Raw genomic sequence first — 15,210 nt, forward strand, 5'->3', positions numbered from 1 at the left:
GGAACAGAGTTCCGCCTTCCTCGGGAGACCTCGTGCCCAGCTTCGGCATCGTCACCGCACCCCAGCAGGTCAGCTACGACGACGTCCTGCGCGTCTGGCGCGAGGCCGACACCGTCCCGGAGATCGAGCACGCGTGGTTGTTCGACCACCTGCTGCCCATCGGTGGCTCGATCGACGGCCCGATCCTCGAGGGTTGGACGCTGCTGTCGGCCCTCGCGGCGCAGACCTCGCGGCTCGCGGTGGGTTTGCTCGTCACGAGCAACCGCATCCGCCCGCCGGCCCTGCTCGCGAAGATCGCGACGGTGGTCGACCACGTCTCGCGCGGCCGACTGGTCCTGGGCCTCGGGGCCGGTTCGCGGCCGAGCATCCCCTGGGCCCGGCGGGAGTACGAGGCGCACGGGCTCCCGTACCACGACTTCGGCGACTCGGTCGCAGCGCTCGACGAGGCGTGCACGGTGATCGAGCGGCTGTGGACCTCCGACGCGCCGTTCGACTTCCACGGCGAGCACGTGCAGGTCACCGGCGCGTTCGGCAACCCGAAGCCCGTGCAGCGACCGCGCCCGCCGATCCTCATCGGCGGTCGGGCCTCCGCGACGCTCCGCGTCGTGGCGCGGCACGCCGACCTGTGGAACATCCCCGGCGGCGACCTCGCCGACTGCGTGGAGCGCAGCGCCCTGCTCGACCGGTACTGCGCCGAGATCGGCCGCGACCCTACGGAGATCACGCGCTCGATCCACCTGCCGGTGTCCTACGAGCACCCGGAGGACACGCGGAAGGCCGTCGGCGAGGCCGTGGCGGCGGGGTTCGGGCACGTGACGCTGGGCCTGCCCGCGCCGTGGCCCGAGGGCGTCGCGCGGTGGGTGGCGGACGAGATCATCAGGTAGGCATCGATCGTCGGGCCCGGGACTGTCGGGGGTCGGGGCTAGCGTTCCGTCCGTGAGCATCGACCAGGACGTGCGGCCCTCGGTGGCCGCTGTCTTGGATGGTCTGATCGCGGGTCCGGAGCTGGATGGCCTGTTGGAGGAGCTGTCGGCGGCGGCGTTGGCCGGGGAGGACCTGGCCGCGTATCTGCGGGCGTGCGCCCGCCAGCAGGCCCGCTCGGAGTCCCGGACGTTGACGGCGATGCACCACCTGGGTCGGGCCCGGGCGGGCTCGACCGAGCGCTATGCGGGCTGTGACGAGTTCTCAGGGGACGAGGTCGCCGCGACGATGTGCTGGTCGCGGTCGATGGCCACCCGCAAGCTGGGGCTGGCCGACGATCTCGAGACGCGCCTCCCCGCGGTCGGCCAAGCCGTGTGGGAGGGCCGGCTCGATCTCGCCAGAGCGTCGCGGTTGTGTGAGTGGACCCGGGATGTGCCCGACGACCTGGCTCGTCACGTGGCCGACGTGCTGCTGCCGGCGGCAACGAGCATGCCCGTGGGGGAGTTGATCGACCGCATCGAGCAGGTCGTCATCGAGCTCGACCCCGACTGGGCGGCCCGCCGCGAAGCCAAGGCGCGGCGCAACGGGCGGCTGATCCTGCAGGCCAACCCGTCCGGCACGGCGACCTTGTCGCTGGTGGATGTGGCGGCGACGTCGGGGTTGGCGATGCGCGACCGGGTCGACGCCCTCGCCGCCGCCATTCGCGGGTTGGGCGTGTTGACCCCGGTCGGGACGCTGCGCAGGGAGGTGGCCGAGCGGCTGCTCGACGGGTCCCTGGCCGGCCTCGACGACCGCGCGGTGGCCGTCCTGCTGGCTGCCGAGTATCACGCCCCCGGCAACGACCCCGACCCCGGTGGCGGCCCCAGCGACGGTCCCAGCGATGGTGGACCCACCGGCGGCGGCCCCAGCGACGGCGACCCCAGCGACGGCGGACCCAGCGACGGCGACCCCAGCGACGGCGACCCCAGCGACGGCGGACCCAGCGACGGCGACCCCAGCGACGGCGGACCCAGCGACGGCGGACCCAGCGACGGCGGGCCCGACCCCGAGCCCTGCCCTGGACCGCGCGGCCGCGAGGACGACCACGGCGCCACCGGCGGCCCCGCTGGCGACGAGCCGGGCGGCCCCGAGTGCGGCGGCCCCAGCGGCGGCACGGAAGGCGGCACCGGGCAGGGTCTGCTCGACCTACCCGATCTCCCCGGCGAACCGGAACCGTTCCCGCGGCTGCTCGAAGGGCCCGAGCCCGGCCCCGGCCGGGTGCGCGCCGGGGTCGGGGAGGTGCGGCTGCGGCTCTCGACGGCCTTGGGGCTCGATGACCTGCCCGGCCAGGTGCCCGGCTACGGCACCGTCCTGGCCCACCCCGCCCGCACCCTGCTGAACCACTACCGCCAAGGGGAGTGGCGGATCGTCTGCACCGACGACCAGGGCCGCCTGCAGCACGTCTTGCTCGCCCGGCGGCGACCACACCGGCCCCGACCGGGCGGGTCGGGGCAGCGGTGCCGGGCGATCGTCGAACTCCACGTTCCGACGACACTGCTCGCTGCCCTCGACCCCCGAGACCACGGCCGGTGGGCGCCGCTGCTCGGCGAGCTCCAGGCCAGGCTGGCCGAGCTACCCCGCGAGGGCGGGCCGCCGGCGGCCACCGGAGCCGACTTCTCCCGCCGGCGGCCGCGGGTCGAGATCGACCGCTGGACCCGGGTCCGCGACCGCTGCTGCGTCGCCCCCGCCTGCCGACGCCGCGCCCAGTCCGCCGACCTGGACCACACCGTCGACCACGCGTGGGGTGGGCCGAGCCTGGACTGGAACCTCGGCGTGCTCGACCGCCACCACCACCGCGCCAAACACCACGGCGGCTGGACACTGCACCAACCCGCACCGGGGCACTTCGTGTGGCGCACCCGCGCCGGCATCCGGCACACCACCAGACCGAGAAAGATCCTCGTCGAGCCGGTCGCGCCCCGACCCGCTGCCGCACCCCGCCCACTACCCGACGACGGGCCGGTCTGGGCCGACGACGACCACCCCGACTGGCGCGCCCACTACCGACGGCGCACCGGGTTGGCCGAGCCGCAGCGCACCACCACCAGGCCCGCCGTCCACCCCGCCGACGACCCGCCACCGTTCTGACCCCGATAGCACTCCTGACAAGCTCGGAAGATCGACGTGGATAGGTCGGGCAGAGCATCCCCCGACCGAGCCGCTGTCCTAGCCGAAGACCTGGTCCAGGCCCGTGAGGCGCAGCGCGCGGGCGGGCTGCCCGTGGGCGCCACGCAGGGCGAAGGTCGCCCCGATCTCGCTCGCCCGGCGCTGGGCCCCGAGCAGGACCCGCAGGCCGCAGGAGTCGCAGTAGGTGACGTCGGCGAGGTCGAGCACCAGGCCCGACGGCCGGCCCTCGGGTGCTGCGTCGAGCGCCGCGCCGACGGCGTCGTCGAGGCGGCCGTGGCTGTCGTAGTCGAGGTCGCCCCCGACCAGCACGACGGCGTGACCGCCGGTGCGCTCGGTGCGGATCGTCAGCTCCGTCACGGCCTCACCCCACCGGCTCCGGGAGTCCCCCGCGCGCACCCCGCAGGAGCCCGACGGTGCGGGGCGAGTCCGCGAGCGCGACGGCGAGGGCGTCGAGCGCGGGCCCGACCTCCTCGGCGTGCAGCCCGGACGGGATCGACACCGACCCGACCCAGGAGACGAACCCGTCGAAGAGCGTGGGGTCGTCGACGAACACCGCGGCCGCGAGGAAGTCGACGAGGTGGCCGAGGTCGTCGGCGAGCTCCTCGGGGACGGCGGTGATCTCGACACCGGGCCGTGCGGCGGCGGCCGCGAGCCGGACCAGCTCGGCCCGGCGCGTGTGGAGCACCGCCTGCTCCTCCCGGGCGCTGCGATCACCGGCAGGAGTCGCGACCGTGACCTCGTCGCGGAACCAGGGCCCGTCGGGGTCGGCGGCCAGCATCGCCGCCGCGGCGCGGGCGTCGGGCGCCCACCCGTCGGCCCCGACCGCCCGGGCCCACCGGCCGTCCTCGCCGAAGGCGGGACCCCCGGCCAGCACCGGCGTGCCGGTGGCGCGGCACGCCTCGACCATGCGCCGGGCCGCGGGCAGCCGCGACGGCAGCGAGCTGGAGATCGCGACCACGTCCGGGCCGACACGGTGCACGTGCGTGGCGAGCTGCGCGGCGGGCACCGACGCGCCGAGGAACTCGACGGCCCAGCCGTGGCGGGCCAGGACCTCGGCGAGCAGCCGCGCCGGCAGGCCGTGCCACTCGCCGTCGAGGCACGCGACCGCGACCGTCCCCAGCCCCGAGGGAGCGGGCACCGGGGCGCGCTGGGCGATCGCGGCGACCACGCGCTCGCTGATGTGGGTGGCGACGTGCTCCTGCACGACCGTCCACTCCCCCGCGGCCCAGCGGTCGCCGATCTCGCGCTGCGCGCCCGCGACGACGTCGAGCAGGACCGTCTCGGCGTCGACGCCCGCGTCGAGGGCGCCGAGCGCCACGGCGACGGCACCGGACTCGTCCGACGCGGCGAGCCGGTCCAGGTAGGCGGCGCGCAGCCGGTCGGGGTCGGTGATCGTCACGCCTCGCTCCTCGCGGGTCGGGAGGGGAGCGGCGGCGCCTGGATCGCGAGCAGCGCGACGTCGTCGTGGTCGTGCCCGTCGAGCCACCCGACGACCACCTGCTCGAGGTGCTCGCAGAGCACCGCGGGCGGGGCGCCGGCGCAGCGCGGCAGGGTGGCGGCGAGGCGCTCCTCGCCGAAGAAGTCGCCGGACCCGCGGGCCTCGACGACCCCGTCGCTGTAGAGCAGGCACGTGTCGCCGGGCGCGAGGGTCACCTCGGCCTCGCCGAACCGGGCGTCCCGGATGCCGCCGACGAGCATCCCGGCCACCGGCACGGCCTCGACCTCGCCGCCGGCGCGCAGCACCAGCGGCGGCGGGTGGCCGCCGCTGGCCAGCCGCAGCGTCACCGTGCCGTTGGCGGCCGGGTGGGCGTCGCCGAGCACCATCGTCGCGAAGCGCGGGTCCTCGTCGCGGGTGGCGACGGCGTCGAGCAGCGCGGTGTTGAGCAGCGGCAGCAAGCGCCCGGGACGGTCCTCGAGCAGGCGCAGCGCGTGCCAGGACTGGCGCACCCGCCCGGAGAGCACCGCCGCCTCGATGCCCTTGCCGCAGACGTCGCCGAGCAGGAAGGCCGAACGTCCGGCGCCGCCGACCACCTCGTAGAAGTCGCCGCCCACGCGCAGCGTCTCGCGGGCCGGGCGGTAGGCCGCGCCCCACAGCACGCCCGGGGTCTCGGGCAGGCGCGGGGCGGCGAGGCTCTCCTGCAGGACGGCGCCGAGGTGCGCCTGCTCCTCGTGCAGCGCGGCCGCGGCCAGCGCCGTGCCGGCGCGGGCGACGTAGGCGCCGAGCAGGTCCTCCTCGGCGGCCGCGAGGTCGCCGTGGTCGGGCAGGCGCGGGTCGGCCAGCACGACGAGCGCCTCGACGACGCCGGTGGTCGGCACCGGGCAGACGCGCAGCGGGACGCCGCCGGCGTCGGGGGCCAGCCCGGTGAGGGCCGTGAGCTCGGCGGCGAGGCGGGGGTCGCCGGTGCCGTCGGCGTCGCCGGCGAGGACGGCAGCCAGGTGCGGGACGCGCTCGAGCTCGGGCGTCCCGGCGTGCCGAGGCGGGGACGCCCGCCGCCGAGCTCGGCGCCCGCCCACGTGACCGTGTCGTCGTGGCGCACCACCAGCACGGCCCCGGCGGCGAGGCGGGGCACGGCCAGCGCGACGGCGCGCCGCGCGGTGCGGTCCAGGTGCAGTACGCCGTGCAGCGCGCGCCCGGCCTCGGCGAGGAAGGCCGCCCGCTCCTGGGCGGCCAGCAGGGTGTCGGTGCGCGCCTGCTCCCCGGAGACGTCGCGCAGGTACCAGCACACGTCGCCGTCGTGGGTCTGCGGCAGCGGGGGCGACACGGGGCCGAGGGCCGGGCCGCGGCGGCCCCGCACGTGCCGCTCGCCGGTCGGGTGCTCGACGACCGCGTCGAACCCCTCCGGCTCGCCCTCGCGCACGGCGCGGGCGAGGACGTCGCAGCGGGCCACGTCGACGACCTCGCCGACGCGCAGCAGCGGCAGCAGCTCCAGGGCGGCGGTGTTGGCCGCACGCACGACCCCGGAGCGGTCGCAGACGACCACACCCTCGTCGAGGCCGTCGAGGAGGCCGGGGCCGGGGCCGGTGGGGGTCGCCGGGAGCGCCGGCGGCGGGGCGGCGGGAACTGCTCCGGAGCCACGGAGTTCAGGCGTCGCCGCGCCGATCCGTGCGTCCATGGGCCGTCCCTCCCTGGTGGTGACGGTCGGCGACACCCTAGACGACGCCGATCATCTCCACCCCGAGCAGGGCGTTGGTACCGGCGGGCCCCCGGCGGGTACCGGCCCGCCATGAGCATCAACCTCGAGCAGGCCCAGAGCATCGTGTCCGCCGCGCTCGCGCACGCCCGCGCCCAGGGGTTCAAGCCGTTGACGGTGGCGGTGCTCGATCCCGGCGGCGCGCTCGTGGCCCTGGGCCGCGAGGACGGCTCGGGCTTCCTGCGCCCCGACGTCGCGACGGCGAAGGCCTACGGCGTGCTGGGCCTCGCCATGGACAGCCGGGCGATCGCCGCCCGCGCCGCCGACTCGGCGGAGTTCTTCACCTCGGTCGCGGCGCTGTCCGGCGGCAAGGTCTTCTCGGTGCCCGGCGGGGTGTTCATCCACGACGACGCCGGCACCCTGCTCGGCGCGGCCGGCGCCAGCGGTGACGCCTCCACCGCCGACGAGGAGGCCGTCGTGGCCGGCATCCGCGCGGCCGGCCTCACCCCGCGCACCGGCGCCGAGTAGTCACGCCGGGAGGACCGTGCCCAGGTCGCGGGCCACGGCGGCGTCGTGGACGTCGGCGGCGAGGGCGACGTCGAGGACGCCCATGCCGAACGGGTTGCTCAGCACGACGTCGTCGGCCCGTGCCCGTCCGGGATGGTCGCCGGCGACGACCTGCGCCAGCATCGCGTCGACCGTCCTGGCGCCCGGCCGGCTCTCCCCCGGCGGCGCCAGCGTGCCCTCCCGCAGCATGCGCCCGAGCAGGCGGCGGTCGTCGGCCGCGACGAGGCCCCAGTCGTCGACGACCACGAGGTCGGCGCCCGTCACGACCTCGGGCAGCACGTCGTCGAGCGAGACGTGGGCGACGAGCGCGCCCGGCGCGAGCCAGTCCAGCGCGAGGTAGCCGGTGGTGGTCGTCGTGGTGCAGACGACCAGCCCCGCGCCCCCGACGGCGGTGCGCGGGTCGTCGGCCACCTCGGCGCGCCGCCGGGCGGCCAGCGCCCGGGCACGGGCCGGGTCCAGGTCGTGGACCACCACCGACGCGTCCGGGTACTCGGCGCCGAGCAGGTCGAGGTGCGACTCGGCCAGCGCCCCGCACCCGAGCACCGCGATCCGGTCGACGCCGGCGGCGAGCAGGCGGGCCGAGAGCACGGTGTACGCCGCGGTGCGGGTGGCCGAGATCCACGCGGCCTCGAGCATCGCCACCGGCCGGGCGGTGTCGGGGTCGAAGAGGAACGTCCAGCCCTGGGCACGCGGCAGGCCCCGACCCGGGTTGTCCAGGCTCGAGTTGATGACCTTCAGACCCACCGCCGGCCGGTCGCCCCACACCGCGCCGGGCAGCGCGAGGCTCCGCGCGGAGGCCCCGGAGGCCGTCCGCCAGGGCAGGTAGGCCTCGTCGGGCAGCGTCGTCGCCCCGCGCGCGTGGGCGAGGAGGGTGGCCTCCACCGCGGCGACGGGGTCGACGTCGGCGGCCGCGGCCACCACGTCGTCGCGGCGCAGGACGCGCAGGGCGGGCTCGGGGCTGCTCATCGGCCGGTCACGGCGCGCGATCCTCCCGTGTCACCGGTTCGCCGCCTCCCGCGACCCACCCCGGGTGAGCACGCTGGAGGCGGACCGCGCGCCGGAGGGCCGATCGTCGCAGCGGCCGGACGCCGTCCGGCCGCATCGGCACTCCACCCGCGCGTGGCGCGGCACGGACCGGGCACAGTGCGCACACGGCGGGAGGAGGTGACGGGGTCGTGACGGGAGGCGGGCACCACCGCGGGCGCGTCACCGACCGCCCGGGTGGTGCGCACTGGTGGGGCGGCACCGGCCGGGCGGGCGGCGGCTCGCACGCGCGCCGCGCCGTGCGCCGCGGACCGCTCCTGCTGCTCGCGCTCGTCGCCGTCCTGCTGGTCGCCGGCGTGGTCGTGGGGGTCGTGGGCCTCGGGGACAGCGGCAACGGCAGCGGGCCGACCCCGGCGGCCTCCGCGTCGGGGCCACCGCCGGCCACGACGCGCCCCGCGATCGAGCGCACGACCCCGGCCCCCGACGCGGCGGTCCTCCAGTCCACGATCGACGAGGTCCTCACCGGTGCCCCGCTGCGCTTCGCCGCCGACTCCGCGACGCCGACCCCCGAGGCCGTGGCGGCGGTCGACCGACTCGCCGCGGTCCTCACCGCCACCCCGGGCCCGCCGGTGACGGTCGAGGGCCACACCGCGCCCGCGGGTGAGGAGACCGGCAGCGCGCAGCAGCTCTCCCGCGAGCGCGCCGACGAGATCGTCCGCCGCCTCGAGGCGGCCGGCGTCCCCACCGGGCGGCTCACCGCCGTCGGCGTCGGGCCGGCCCGGCCGCTCGCCACGCTGGAGGCGAGCCGCCGGGTCGAGCTGCGCGTCGGCTAGCCGCTCGTGTGAGGTCGAGGTTTGGGCGGCCCTTGGATCACCCACCTCTGCGGTCACGTCGCGAGCGCCGCCCGACCATCCGTGGAGGACCGATGAGCCAGGACACCGACCAGCACCAGGACCCCGACGCCGGGCACGAGGGTCAGGCCATCACCCTGACGCTCGGCAACCAGGAGCTGGTGCTGCGCCAGCGCTACGAGCTGCTGAGCATCGTCAACGACATCGGGATCTTCTTGTTCTTCACCGTCGGCAGCGTCGCCTTCTACTGGCACGAGCTGTTCAACCTGGGCGTGACACTCTTCGTCATCGGCAGCGTGATGCTGGGCATCCGCCCGACGATCCGGCTCTTCCGCCGCATCCAGCTCCGCAGCCTCACCCGCGGCACGCCCAACGAGGTGGCGCGCGACTTCTGACGCGCCCCGCCGCGGCGGTTTCGGGGCCGGGTCAGCGGCTGTGCCCCGGTACCGGGTTGAGCAGCTCCAGCCCTCCTGGCGGACGCGTTCCGCCGATCCCCCACCGGCCGACCTCCACCGGCCAAGGAGCCCCATGAGCACGCGCAACACCGTCCTCCACGCCCTGCACGACGTCGGCCTCGCCGCCTGGTTCGGCGGCTCGCTGTTCGGCCTCGCGGGCCTCAACGGAGCGGCCGAGGAGGCCGGCGACCGCCGGACCGCCGACCGCGTCGCGAGCATCGGCTGGGCCAAGTGGAGCCCGGTCAACACCCTGGCGATCGGCGCGCACGTCGTCGGCGGCGCCGGCCTGCTGGCCGAGAACCGCAAGCGCGCGATCGCCCAGAAGGGCCACGCGGGCACCGTCAACGCCAAGCTGGCCCTGACCGCCGCCGCGATCGCCGCGTCGGCCTACACCCGCCTCGTCGGCAAGAAGGTCGAGGACGCGGTGATCCACCGGGCGAGCGGCGTCTCGTCGTCCACCACGTCTGCCGTGTCCGACGCGACCACGAAGCAGGGTGGCGCCACGGCCTCCGGCGAGACGATCCGCGAGGCGGACAAGCGCATCGGCCAGGCCGCCAGCACCGTCGCCGACCAGCTGCCCGTCGACGCCGCCCGCGCCAACCGCCATCTGCACGCCCTGCAGTACGCGGTCCCGGCGCTCACCGGCGCCATCGTCGTGCTCTCGGCGCAGGCCAGCGAGCAGCAGCGCCCCGGCGACCAGCTGCGCGGCATCGCCCGCCGCGCCACGGAGGTCGTTTCGAACATCGCGGCCTGAGCACGTCCCGACCGCACGACTACTGGCTGGTACCGCTCGCTCAGCGAGCAATACCAGCCAGTGAGCGCGTCTAGGCCGGGCGCACGACCGCCTTGATCGACTCCGGGTCGCGCCGGGCCGCGAGCAGCGCGTCGACAGCCCCGTCGAGGTCGTGGTGCGAGGTGACCATGTCGTCGAGGCGCACGGCGCCCGAGGCCGCCAGCGCGATCGCCGCCGGGTAGACGTGGGCGTAGCGGAACGTCCCCTTCACCGTGATCTCCCGGGCCTGCAGGAGGTCGAGCGGGAGCGTCACCTGCGCGCCGGTGCCGACGAGCACGACGGTCGCGGCCGGGGCGGTCGCCGCGATCGCCGCGTCGACGGCGGCCTGGACCCCGCTGCACTCCAGGACGACGTCCGCGGGCGGCACGTCGTCGCCCGCACCCGGGTCGACGACGGTGTCGGCGCCGAACTCGCGCGCCACGTCGCGGCGGCGGGCCACCGGGTCGGACAGCGTCACGTGCGCCGCGCCGCGGGCCCGCGCGACCTGCAGGCACAGCAGCCCGACCGGCCCGCCGCCGGTGACGAGCACCCGCGTCCCCGGGCCGATGTCGGCCTTGCCGGCCGCGTGCACGGCCACCGCCAGCGGCTCGATCATCGCGGCGGCGTCGTCGGAGAGCGCGTCGGGCACCGGGTGCGCCCGGGTCGCGGGCACCGTCACGTACTCGGCGAACGAGCCGTCGATCGGCGGGGTCGCGAAGAACTCGATGAACGGGCACAGGTGGTAGCGCCCGCGCACGCACTGCTCGCAGCGCCCGCAGTTGCGCTGGGGCTCGACGGCGACGCGCGTGCCGACGACCGGGCCGTCGACGCCCTCGCCGAGGGCGCTGACCACGCCGGACGTCTCGTGCCCGAGCACGAGCGGGCCGTGCATGACGAACCCGCCGATGCGCCCGTGGTCGTAGTAGTGGACGTCGGATCCGCAGACGCTCACCGCCCGGACCGCGACCTGCACCTCGCCGGGTCCGGGGCTCGGGACCGGGCGCGTCTCGACGGTGATGCGCTCGGGCTCCTGCAGCACGGCCACGCGTTGGTCTGTCACGCCGCCCAGCGTGCGGGACGCGCGGCCGGGCGTCATCCCGGAGCCGCCTACCATCGCGCGATGGCCTTCCGCCTGACGCCCCACGAGCGCGGCTTCTACCCGCTGTTCACCCGGGCCGCCGAGAACATCGTGGTCGCCGCCGACCTGCTCGCGGACCTGGTCGCGTCCGAGGGCCCGGACCGCCCAGCCCTCGCCGCGAAGGTCAAGGACACCGAGCACGACGGCGACAGCGTCACCCACGAGATCCTGGTCAAGCTGAACTCGACGTTCGTGACGCCGTTCGACCGCGAGGACATCTACCGGCTGGCCTCGTCGCTCGACGACGTCCTCGACGCGATGGAGGAGGCCGCCGACCGTGTCGTGCTCTACCGGCTCGGCGTGCTGCCCGCGGGGATCGCGGCGCAGGTCGAGGTCCTGCAGCGCGCCGCCGCGGCGACCGCGGAGGCGATGCCGAAGCTGGAGAAGGTCGAGCAGCTCCAGCCGTACTGGATCCACGTCAACTCGCTCGAGAACGAGGCCGACGACGTCTACCGCGCGCTGCTCGGCGAGCTGCTGGCCCCGCCGGAGGACGCTCCGCCGGCCGAGGTCCTCACCGTGCTGAAGCTCAAGGAGGTCGTCGAGGTCCTCGAGCAGGCGGCCGACGCGTTCGAGACGGTCGCCAACACCGTCGAGAGCATCGCGGTCAAGGAGTCCTGAGGTGGAGCTCGCGGTGATCGTCGTGGTCATCGTCGCGGCGCTGGCGTTCGACTACACCAACGGCTTCCACGACGCCGCCAACGCGATCGCGACCTCCGTCGCGACCCGGGCCCTCGCGCCGCGCACCGCCCTGCTCATGGCGGCGGTGATGAACCTCGTGGGCGCCTTCCTCGGCACCGAGGTCGCCTCCACCGTCGGGAGCGGGATCATCGCGGCACCCGAGGGCATCTCCGGGCTGGTCGTGGTGCTCGCCGCGATCCTCGGCGCGATCGCCTGGAACCTCGTGACCTGGTGGTTCGGCCTGCCGTCCTCGTCGTCGCACGCGCTCATCGGGGGTCTGGTCGGGGCGGCGCTGGCCGCGGCGGGCACCGTGCAGTGGCACGGGGTCCTGGACAAGGTGATCATCCCGATGGTCCTGTCACCCGTGGTCGGTTTCGTGCTCGCCGGCCTGCTGATGACCGGGATCCTGTGGATGTTCCGGCACGGGCGCACGCGCCGGGTGACCACCGGGTTCCGCCACGCCCAGACGGTCTCGGCCGCGGCGATGGCGCTGGGCCACGGCCTGCAGGACGCCCAGAAGACGATGGGCGTCATCGTGCTGGCGCTGGTGGTCGGCGGCTACCACCAGGGGTTCGACGTGCCGTGGTGGGTCGTGCTGCTCTCGGCGGGCGCGCTGTCGCTCGGGACGTACTCCGGCGGCTGGCGGATCATGCGCACGCTCGGGCGGCGGATCATCGACCTCGACCCGCCGCGCGGGTTCGCCGCGGAGACCACGGCGTCGGCGGTGCTCTACACGACGGCCTTCGCCTTCTCCGCGCCGATCTCCACCACCCAGACGATCACCGCCTCCATCCTGGGCGTCGGGGCCACGCGGCGACTCTCGGCCGTGCGGTGGGGCGTCGCGGGCAACATCGCCGTCGCGTGGGTGCTCACCCTCCCCGCCGCCGCGGCGGTCGCCGCGCTGGCGTTCTGGCTGCTGCACCCGATCCTGGGCTGACCGGGCGTTCGCGCCTTACCGTGAGGGGCCGGACACCACAGGAGGCGCCGCCGTGACCACGATCTCGAGGGCTCCCGTCGTCGACGCCCTGCAGGGCGCCCTGCCCGCCGGGCGCGTGCTCGACGACCCGGACGTGCTCGCGAGCTACGCCCACGACGACGCCGAGTGGGCGCCGCACGCGCTGCCCCTCGCCGTGGTGCGGCCGCGCTCCGCCGAGGAGGCCCAGGCCGTCGTGCGGGCGTGCCTGGCGCACCGCGCGCCCGTCGTGCCGCGGGGCGCGGGCACCGGGCTCTCCGGCGGCGCCAACGCGAGCGAGGGGTCGGTCGTGCTCTCCACCGAGCACATGACCGACGTGCTGGAGATCGACGCCGCGGAGCGGCTGGCCGTCGTCCAGCCCGGCGTGGTCAACGACGACCTGCGTGCCACCTGCGCGGAGCAGGGCCTCTGGTACCCGCCGGACCCGGCGAGCGCGCCCTGGTCGACCATCGGCGGCAACGTCGCCACCAACGCCGGCGGGCTGTGCTGCGTCAAGTACGGCGTCACGCGCGACTACGTGCTCGGCGTGCAGGTCGTCAACGGGCTCGGCGAGCTGGTGCGGCTGGGGCGGCGCACCGCCAAGGGCGTCGCCGGGCTCGACCTGGCCGGGCTGATGGTCGGCTCCGAGGGCACGCTCGGGGTGATCACCGAGGTCACCGTCAAGCTGCGGCCCGCCCGCGCCCCCGAGCACACGGTCGCCGGCTACTTCGACTCCGTCGTCGACGCGGGCCGCGCCGTCGCCGCCATCACCGCCGCCGGGCTGACCCCGTCGGCGCTGGAGCTGGTGGACCGCACGTGCCTCGAGGCCGTCGACGCGTGGAAGAACATGGGCCTGGCCGCCGAGGCCGACGTCGTGCTGCTGGGGCGCTCGGACGCGCCGGGCGCGGCCGGCGATGCCGAGGCCGGCGAGATGCTGCGGCACTTCGAGGCCGCCGGCGCGACGTTCGCCGCGCAGGCCGCCGACGCCGAGGAGGCGGAGGCGCTGTTCGCCGCCCGACGGCTCGCCTACCCCGCCCTGGAGCGGCTGGGCCCTGTGCTCACCGAGGACGTCTGCGTCCCCCGGGCGGCCGTGCCCGAGATGCTGGGCCGCATCCAGGACATCGGGCGTCGCTACGACACCACGATCGCCAACCTCGCCCACGCCGGCGACGGCAACCTGCACCCGCTGCTCATCACCCCGGTCGGCGACGAGCCCGCGCGCGAGCGGGCACAGGCCGCGTTCGAGGAGATCCTCGCCGACGCCCTGGCCCTCGGCGGCACGGTCACCGGCGAGCACGGCGTCGGGCTGCTCAAGCGGTCCGGACTCGAGCGCGAGCAGAGCCCGGAGGTGCTGGCGATGCAGCGCGCGGTCAAGACCGCGCTCGACCCGCACGGCATCCTCAACCCCGGCAAGGTGTTCTGACCGTTTCGCCGGGGCGGGCGCCGGGGACCTCGGCGCGGTGACCAGCTCTCCTGACGCCACCGACGACGCCCGCGGTCCCGACCGGCGCGGCGACCTGGACGACGCGACGCTCGAGGCGCTCGGCAAGCTCTCCGAGGGCCTGGAGTTCGTCGAGCGCGCCCGCGGGCACCTCTACGCGTTCCACCAGCTCCAGGGCACCGCCGACCTCACCATCGGCCAGGCCGCCGACGCGTTCCGCGAGGCCGGGCACGAGGCGATCGCCGACGCGATCTCCACCGAGCTCGTGGGCCGCAACCTGCTCGAGGGCCGGTGGAGCTTCCAGATCGTCGAGGAGTACGACGACACCTACTGGTCGGTGGTCCGCGACCACGAGCGCCGCGCCCGCGAGCAGCTCGCCGAGGGTCGGCGGCACGTGTTCGAGGCGAGCATGAAGGAGAACCGCCGCACCCCGGGGCAGCGCCACCACGAGGCGCGCCCCGGCGACTGAGAGCCCGGGCCCGGGCGTCAGCGGGAGCCGGCGCCCCGGGTCCCGGGGACGTTCGGGGTCGCGGCGCCGCGGCACGGCACGCCCCAGACCCCGCGCTCGGCGAGCCGCGCACGGTCCTGGGCGGCGCGGACGGCAGGCATGACCTCCGGGGCCGCGTCGGTCGCGTAGGCGCGGGCGATGCCGGCCTCCGCCGCGAGGACCGCGTAGTCGCCCCCGCCGTCGAGGGTGACCGTGGCCAGGCGGCGCTGGAAGCGGTCGGCCGCGCGCTCCTCGCCGACCAGGGTCACCGCGCGGCGGTCGAGCACCTGCGAGGCGAACGTCGTCGCCTGGGCGCCGTAGCAGGTGCCGGGGGGCTGGACGCCGAGCGCGCGCACCCGGATCACCGGTCCCCCGTCGGGCAGTCGCGCGTCGAACGTGACCGCGTCGACCACGCGCAGCACGTTCACCCGCTCGCCGGCCGCATCCGTGTCCAGCTCGGCGAGCGCCGCGCGGGGGCCGGGGACGGCCGCCGGGGCGGCGATCGGAGCGGGGACCGGGGCGGCGGGGACGCTGGTCAGGGTGACGACGGCGCCCGCCGCGCACCCGACGACGGCGACACCGAGGAGGTAGCGCGCGAGCGCGAGGCCGGACACGACCCCTATCGTGACTGATCGTGACCAGTAGTCGACGCTGGGTCACCAGGGCT

16 protein-coding genes are annotated in these 15,210 nt (G+C 76.0%); 10 read left to right on the top strand and 6 right to left on the bottom strand.

Annotation, left to right across the window (positions count from 1 at the left end; genetic code table 11):
* Positions 1–32 precede the first annotated feature (32 nt).
* Both ABD994_RS11640 and ABD994_RS11645 read left to right on the top strand, forming a co-directional pair.
* On the top strand, positions 33–884 hold the full coding sequence (locus ABD994_RS11640; RefSeq protein ID WP_345414331.1) for an LLM class flavin-dependent oxidoreductase: 852 nt from the start codon (positions 33–35) through the stop codon (positions 882–884).
* Between the two features lie 52 nt (positions 885–936).
* The gene (locus ABD994_RS11645; RefSeq protein ID WP_345414333.1) at positions 937–3,048 is read left to right on the top strand and encodes a DUF222 domain-containing protein; all 2,112 of its coding nucleotides are present in this window, start codon (positions 937–939) and stop codon (positions 3,046–3,048) included.
* Positions 3,049–3,126: 78 nt separating this feature from the next.
* Here ABD994_RS11645 and ABD994_RS11650 read toward each other — a convergent pair whose 3' ends face one another.
* The 3 genes from ABD994_RS11650 to ABD994_RS11660 are packed head-to-tail and all read right to left on the bottom strand — an operon-like array spanning position 3,127 to position 5,601.
* A complete protein-coding gene (locus ABD994_RS11650; protein ID WP_345414335.1) occupies positions 3,127–3,444 on the bottom strand; it encodes an STAS domain-containing protein in 318 nt (105 codons plus the stop codon).
* A gap of 4 nt (positions 3,445–3,448) precedes the next feature.
* A complete protein-coding gene (locus ABD994_RS11655) occupies positions 3,449–4,486 on the bottom strand; it encodes a cobalamin B12-binding domain-containing protein (protein ID WP_345414337.1) in 1,038 nt (345 codons plus the stop codon).
* Positions 4,483–5,601 (bottom strand): PP2C family protein-serine/threonine phosphatase, encoded by a 1,119-nt coding sequence (locus ABD994_RS11660; RefSeq protein WP_345414339.1) that lies wholly within the window; start codon positions 5,599–5,601, stop codon positions 4,483–4,485. The genes ABD994_RS11655 and ABD994_RS11660 overlap by 4 nt, the downstream gene beginning before the upstream one ends.
* A 14-nt stretch (positions 5,602–5,615) precedes the next feature.
* Between ABD994_RS11660 and ABD994_RS11665 the strand changes: the two genes are divergently transcribed.
* The gene (locus ABD994_RS11665) at positions 5,616–6,746 is read left to right on the top strand and encodes a GlcG/HbpS family heme-binding protein (RefSeq protein ID WP_345414341.1); all 1,131 of its coding nucleotides are present in this window, start codon (positions 5,616–5,618) and stop codon (positions 6,744–6,746) included.
* On the opposite strand, the gene ABD994_RS11670 is transcribed toward ABD994_RS11665, so the two are convergent.
* The gene (locus tag ABD994_RS11670) at positions 6,747–7,751 is read right to left on the bottom strand and encodes an ornithine cyclodeaminase (RefSeq protein WP_345414343.1); all 1,005 of its coding nucleotides are present in this window, start codon (positions 7,749–7,751) and stop codon (positions 6,747–6,749) included. It abuts the gene before it with no gap.
* A gap of 209 nt (positions 7,752–7,960) precedes the next feature.
* Here ABD994_RS11670 and ABD994_RS11675 point away from each other — a divergent pair, with 209 nt between their 5' ends.
* The 3 genes from ABD994_RS11675 to ABD994_RS11685 all read left to right on the top strand — a co-directional run bounded on the left by ABD994_RS11675 (position 7,961) and on the right by ABD994_RS11685 (position 9,829).
* A complete protein-coding gene (locus tag ABD994_RS11675; RefSeq protein WP_345414345.1) occupies positions 7,961–8,602 on the top strand; it encodes an OmpA family protein in 642 nt (213 codons plus the stop codon).
* A 92-nt stretch (positions 8,603–8,694) separates the two neighbouring features.
* Positions 8,695–9,015, top strand: coding sequence for a YrhK family protein (locus ABD994_RS11680; protein ID WP_345414348.1), 321 nt, complete (start codon positions 8,695–8,697; stop codon positions 9,013–9,015).
* Positions 9,016–9,148: 133 nt separating this feature from the next.
* Positions 9,149–9,829: a hypothetical protein gene (locus ABD994_RS11685; RefSeq protein WP_345414350.1), complete on the top strand. Its 681-nt coding sequence runs from the start codon at positions 9,149–9,151 to the stop codon at positions 9,827–9,829.
* A gap of 70 nt (positions 9,830–9,899) precedes the next feature.
* On the opposite strand, the gene ABD994_RS11690 is transcribed toward ABD994_RS11685, so the two are convergent.
* Positions 9,900–10,907, bottom strand: a complete 1,008-nt coding sequence (locus ABD994_RS11690) for an NAD(P)-dependent alcohol dehydrogenase (RefSeq protein ID WP_345414352.1) — start codon at positions 10,905–10,907, stop codon at positions 9,900–9,902.
* Between the two features lie 60 nt (positions 10,908–10,967).
* On the opposite strand from ABD994_RS11690, the gene ABD994_RS11695 reads away from it, so the two are divergent.
* From ABD994_RS11695 to ABD994_RS11710, 4 genes are read left to right on the top strand one after another with little or no spacing between them, the layout of a single operon-like run.
* Entirely contained in the window at positions 10,968–11,603 is a 636-nt protein-coding gene (locus ABD994_RS11695; protein WP_345414354.1) for a DUF47 domain-containing protein, read from the top strand.
* Between the two features lies 1 nt (position 11,604).
* A complete protein-coding gene (locus tag ABD994_RS11700; protein ID WP_345414356.1) occupies positions 11,605–12,600 on the top strand; it encodes an inorganic phosphate transporter in 996 nt (331 codons plus the stop codon).
* Positions 12,601–12,652: 52 nt separating this feature from the next.
* A complete protein-coding gene (locus ABD994_RS11705) occupies positions 12,653–14,038 on the top strand; it encodes an FAD-binding oxidoreductase (protein WP_345414358.1) in 1,386 nt (461 codons plus the stop codon).
* Between the two features lie 37 nt (positions 14,039–14,075).
* Complete coding sequence (locus tag ABD994_RS11710; RefSeq protein WP_345414360.1) at positions 14,076–14,525, top strand: hypothetical protein; 450 nt, start codon at positions 14,076–14,078, stop codon at positions 14,523–14,525.
* Positions 14,526–14,542: 17 nt separating this feature from the next.
* Here ABD994_RS11710 and ABD994_RS11715 read toward each other — a convergent pair whose 3' ends face one another.
* The gene (locus ABD994_RS11715; protein ID WP_345414362.1) at positions 14,543–15,157 is read right to left on the bottom strand and encodes a thermonuclease family protein; all 615 of its coding nucleotides are present in this window, start codon (positions 15,155–15,157) and stop codon (positions 14,543–14,545) included.
* Between the last annotated feature and the right edge of the window lie 53 nt (positions 15,158–15,210).

This window comes from Actinomycetospora chlora, assembly GCF_039542135.1.
Lineage (GTDB): Bacteria > Actinomycetota > Actinomycetes > Mycobacteriales > Pseudonocardiaceae > Actinomycetospora > Actinomycetospora chlora.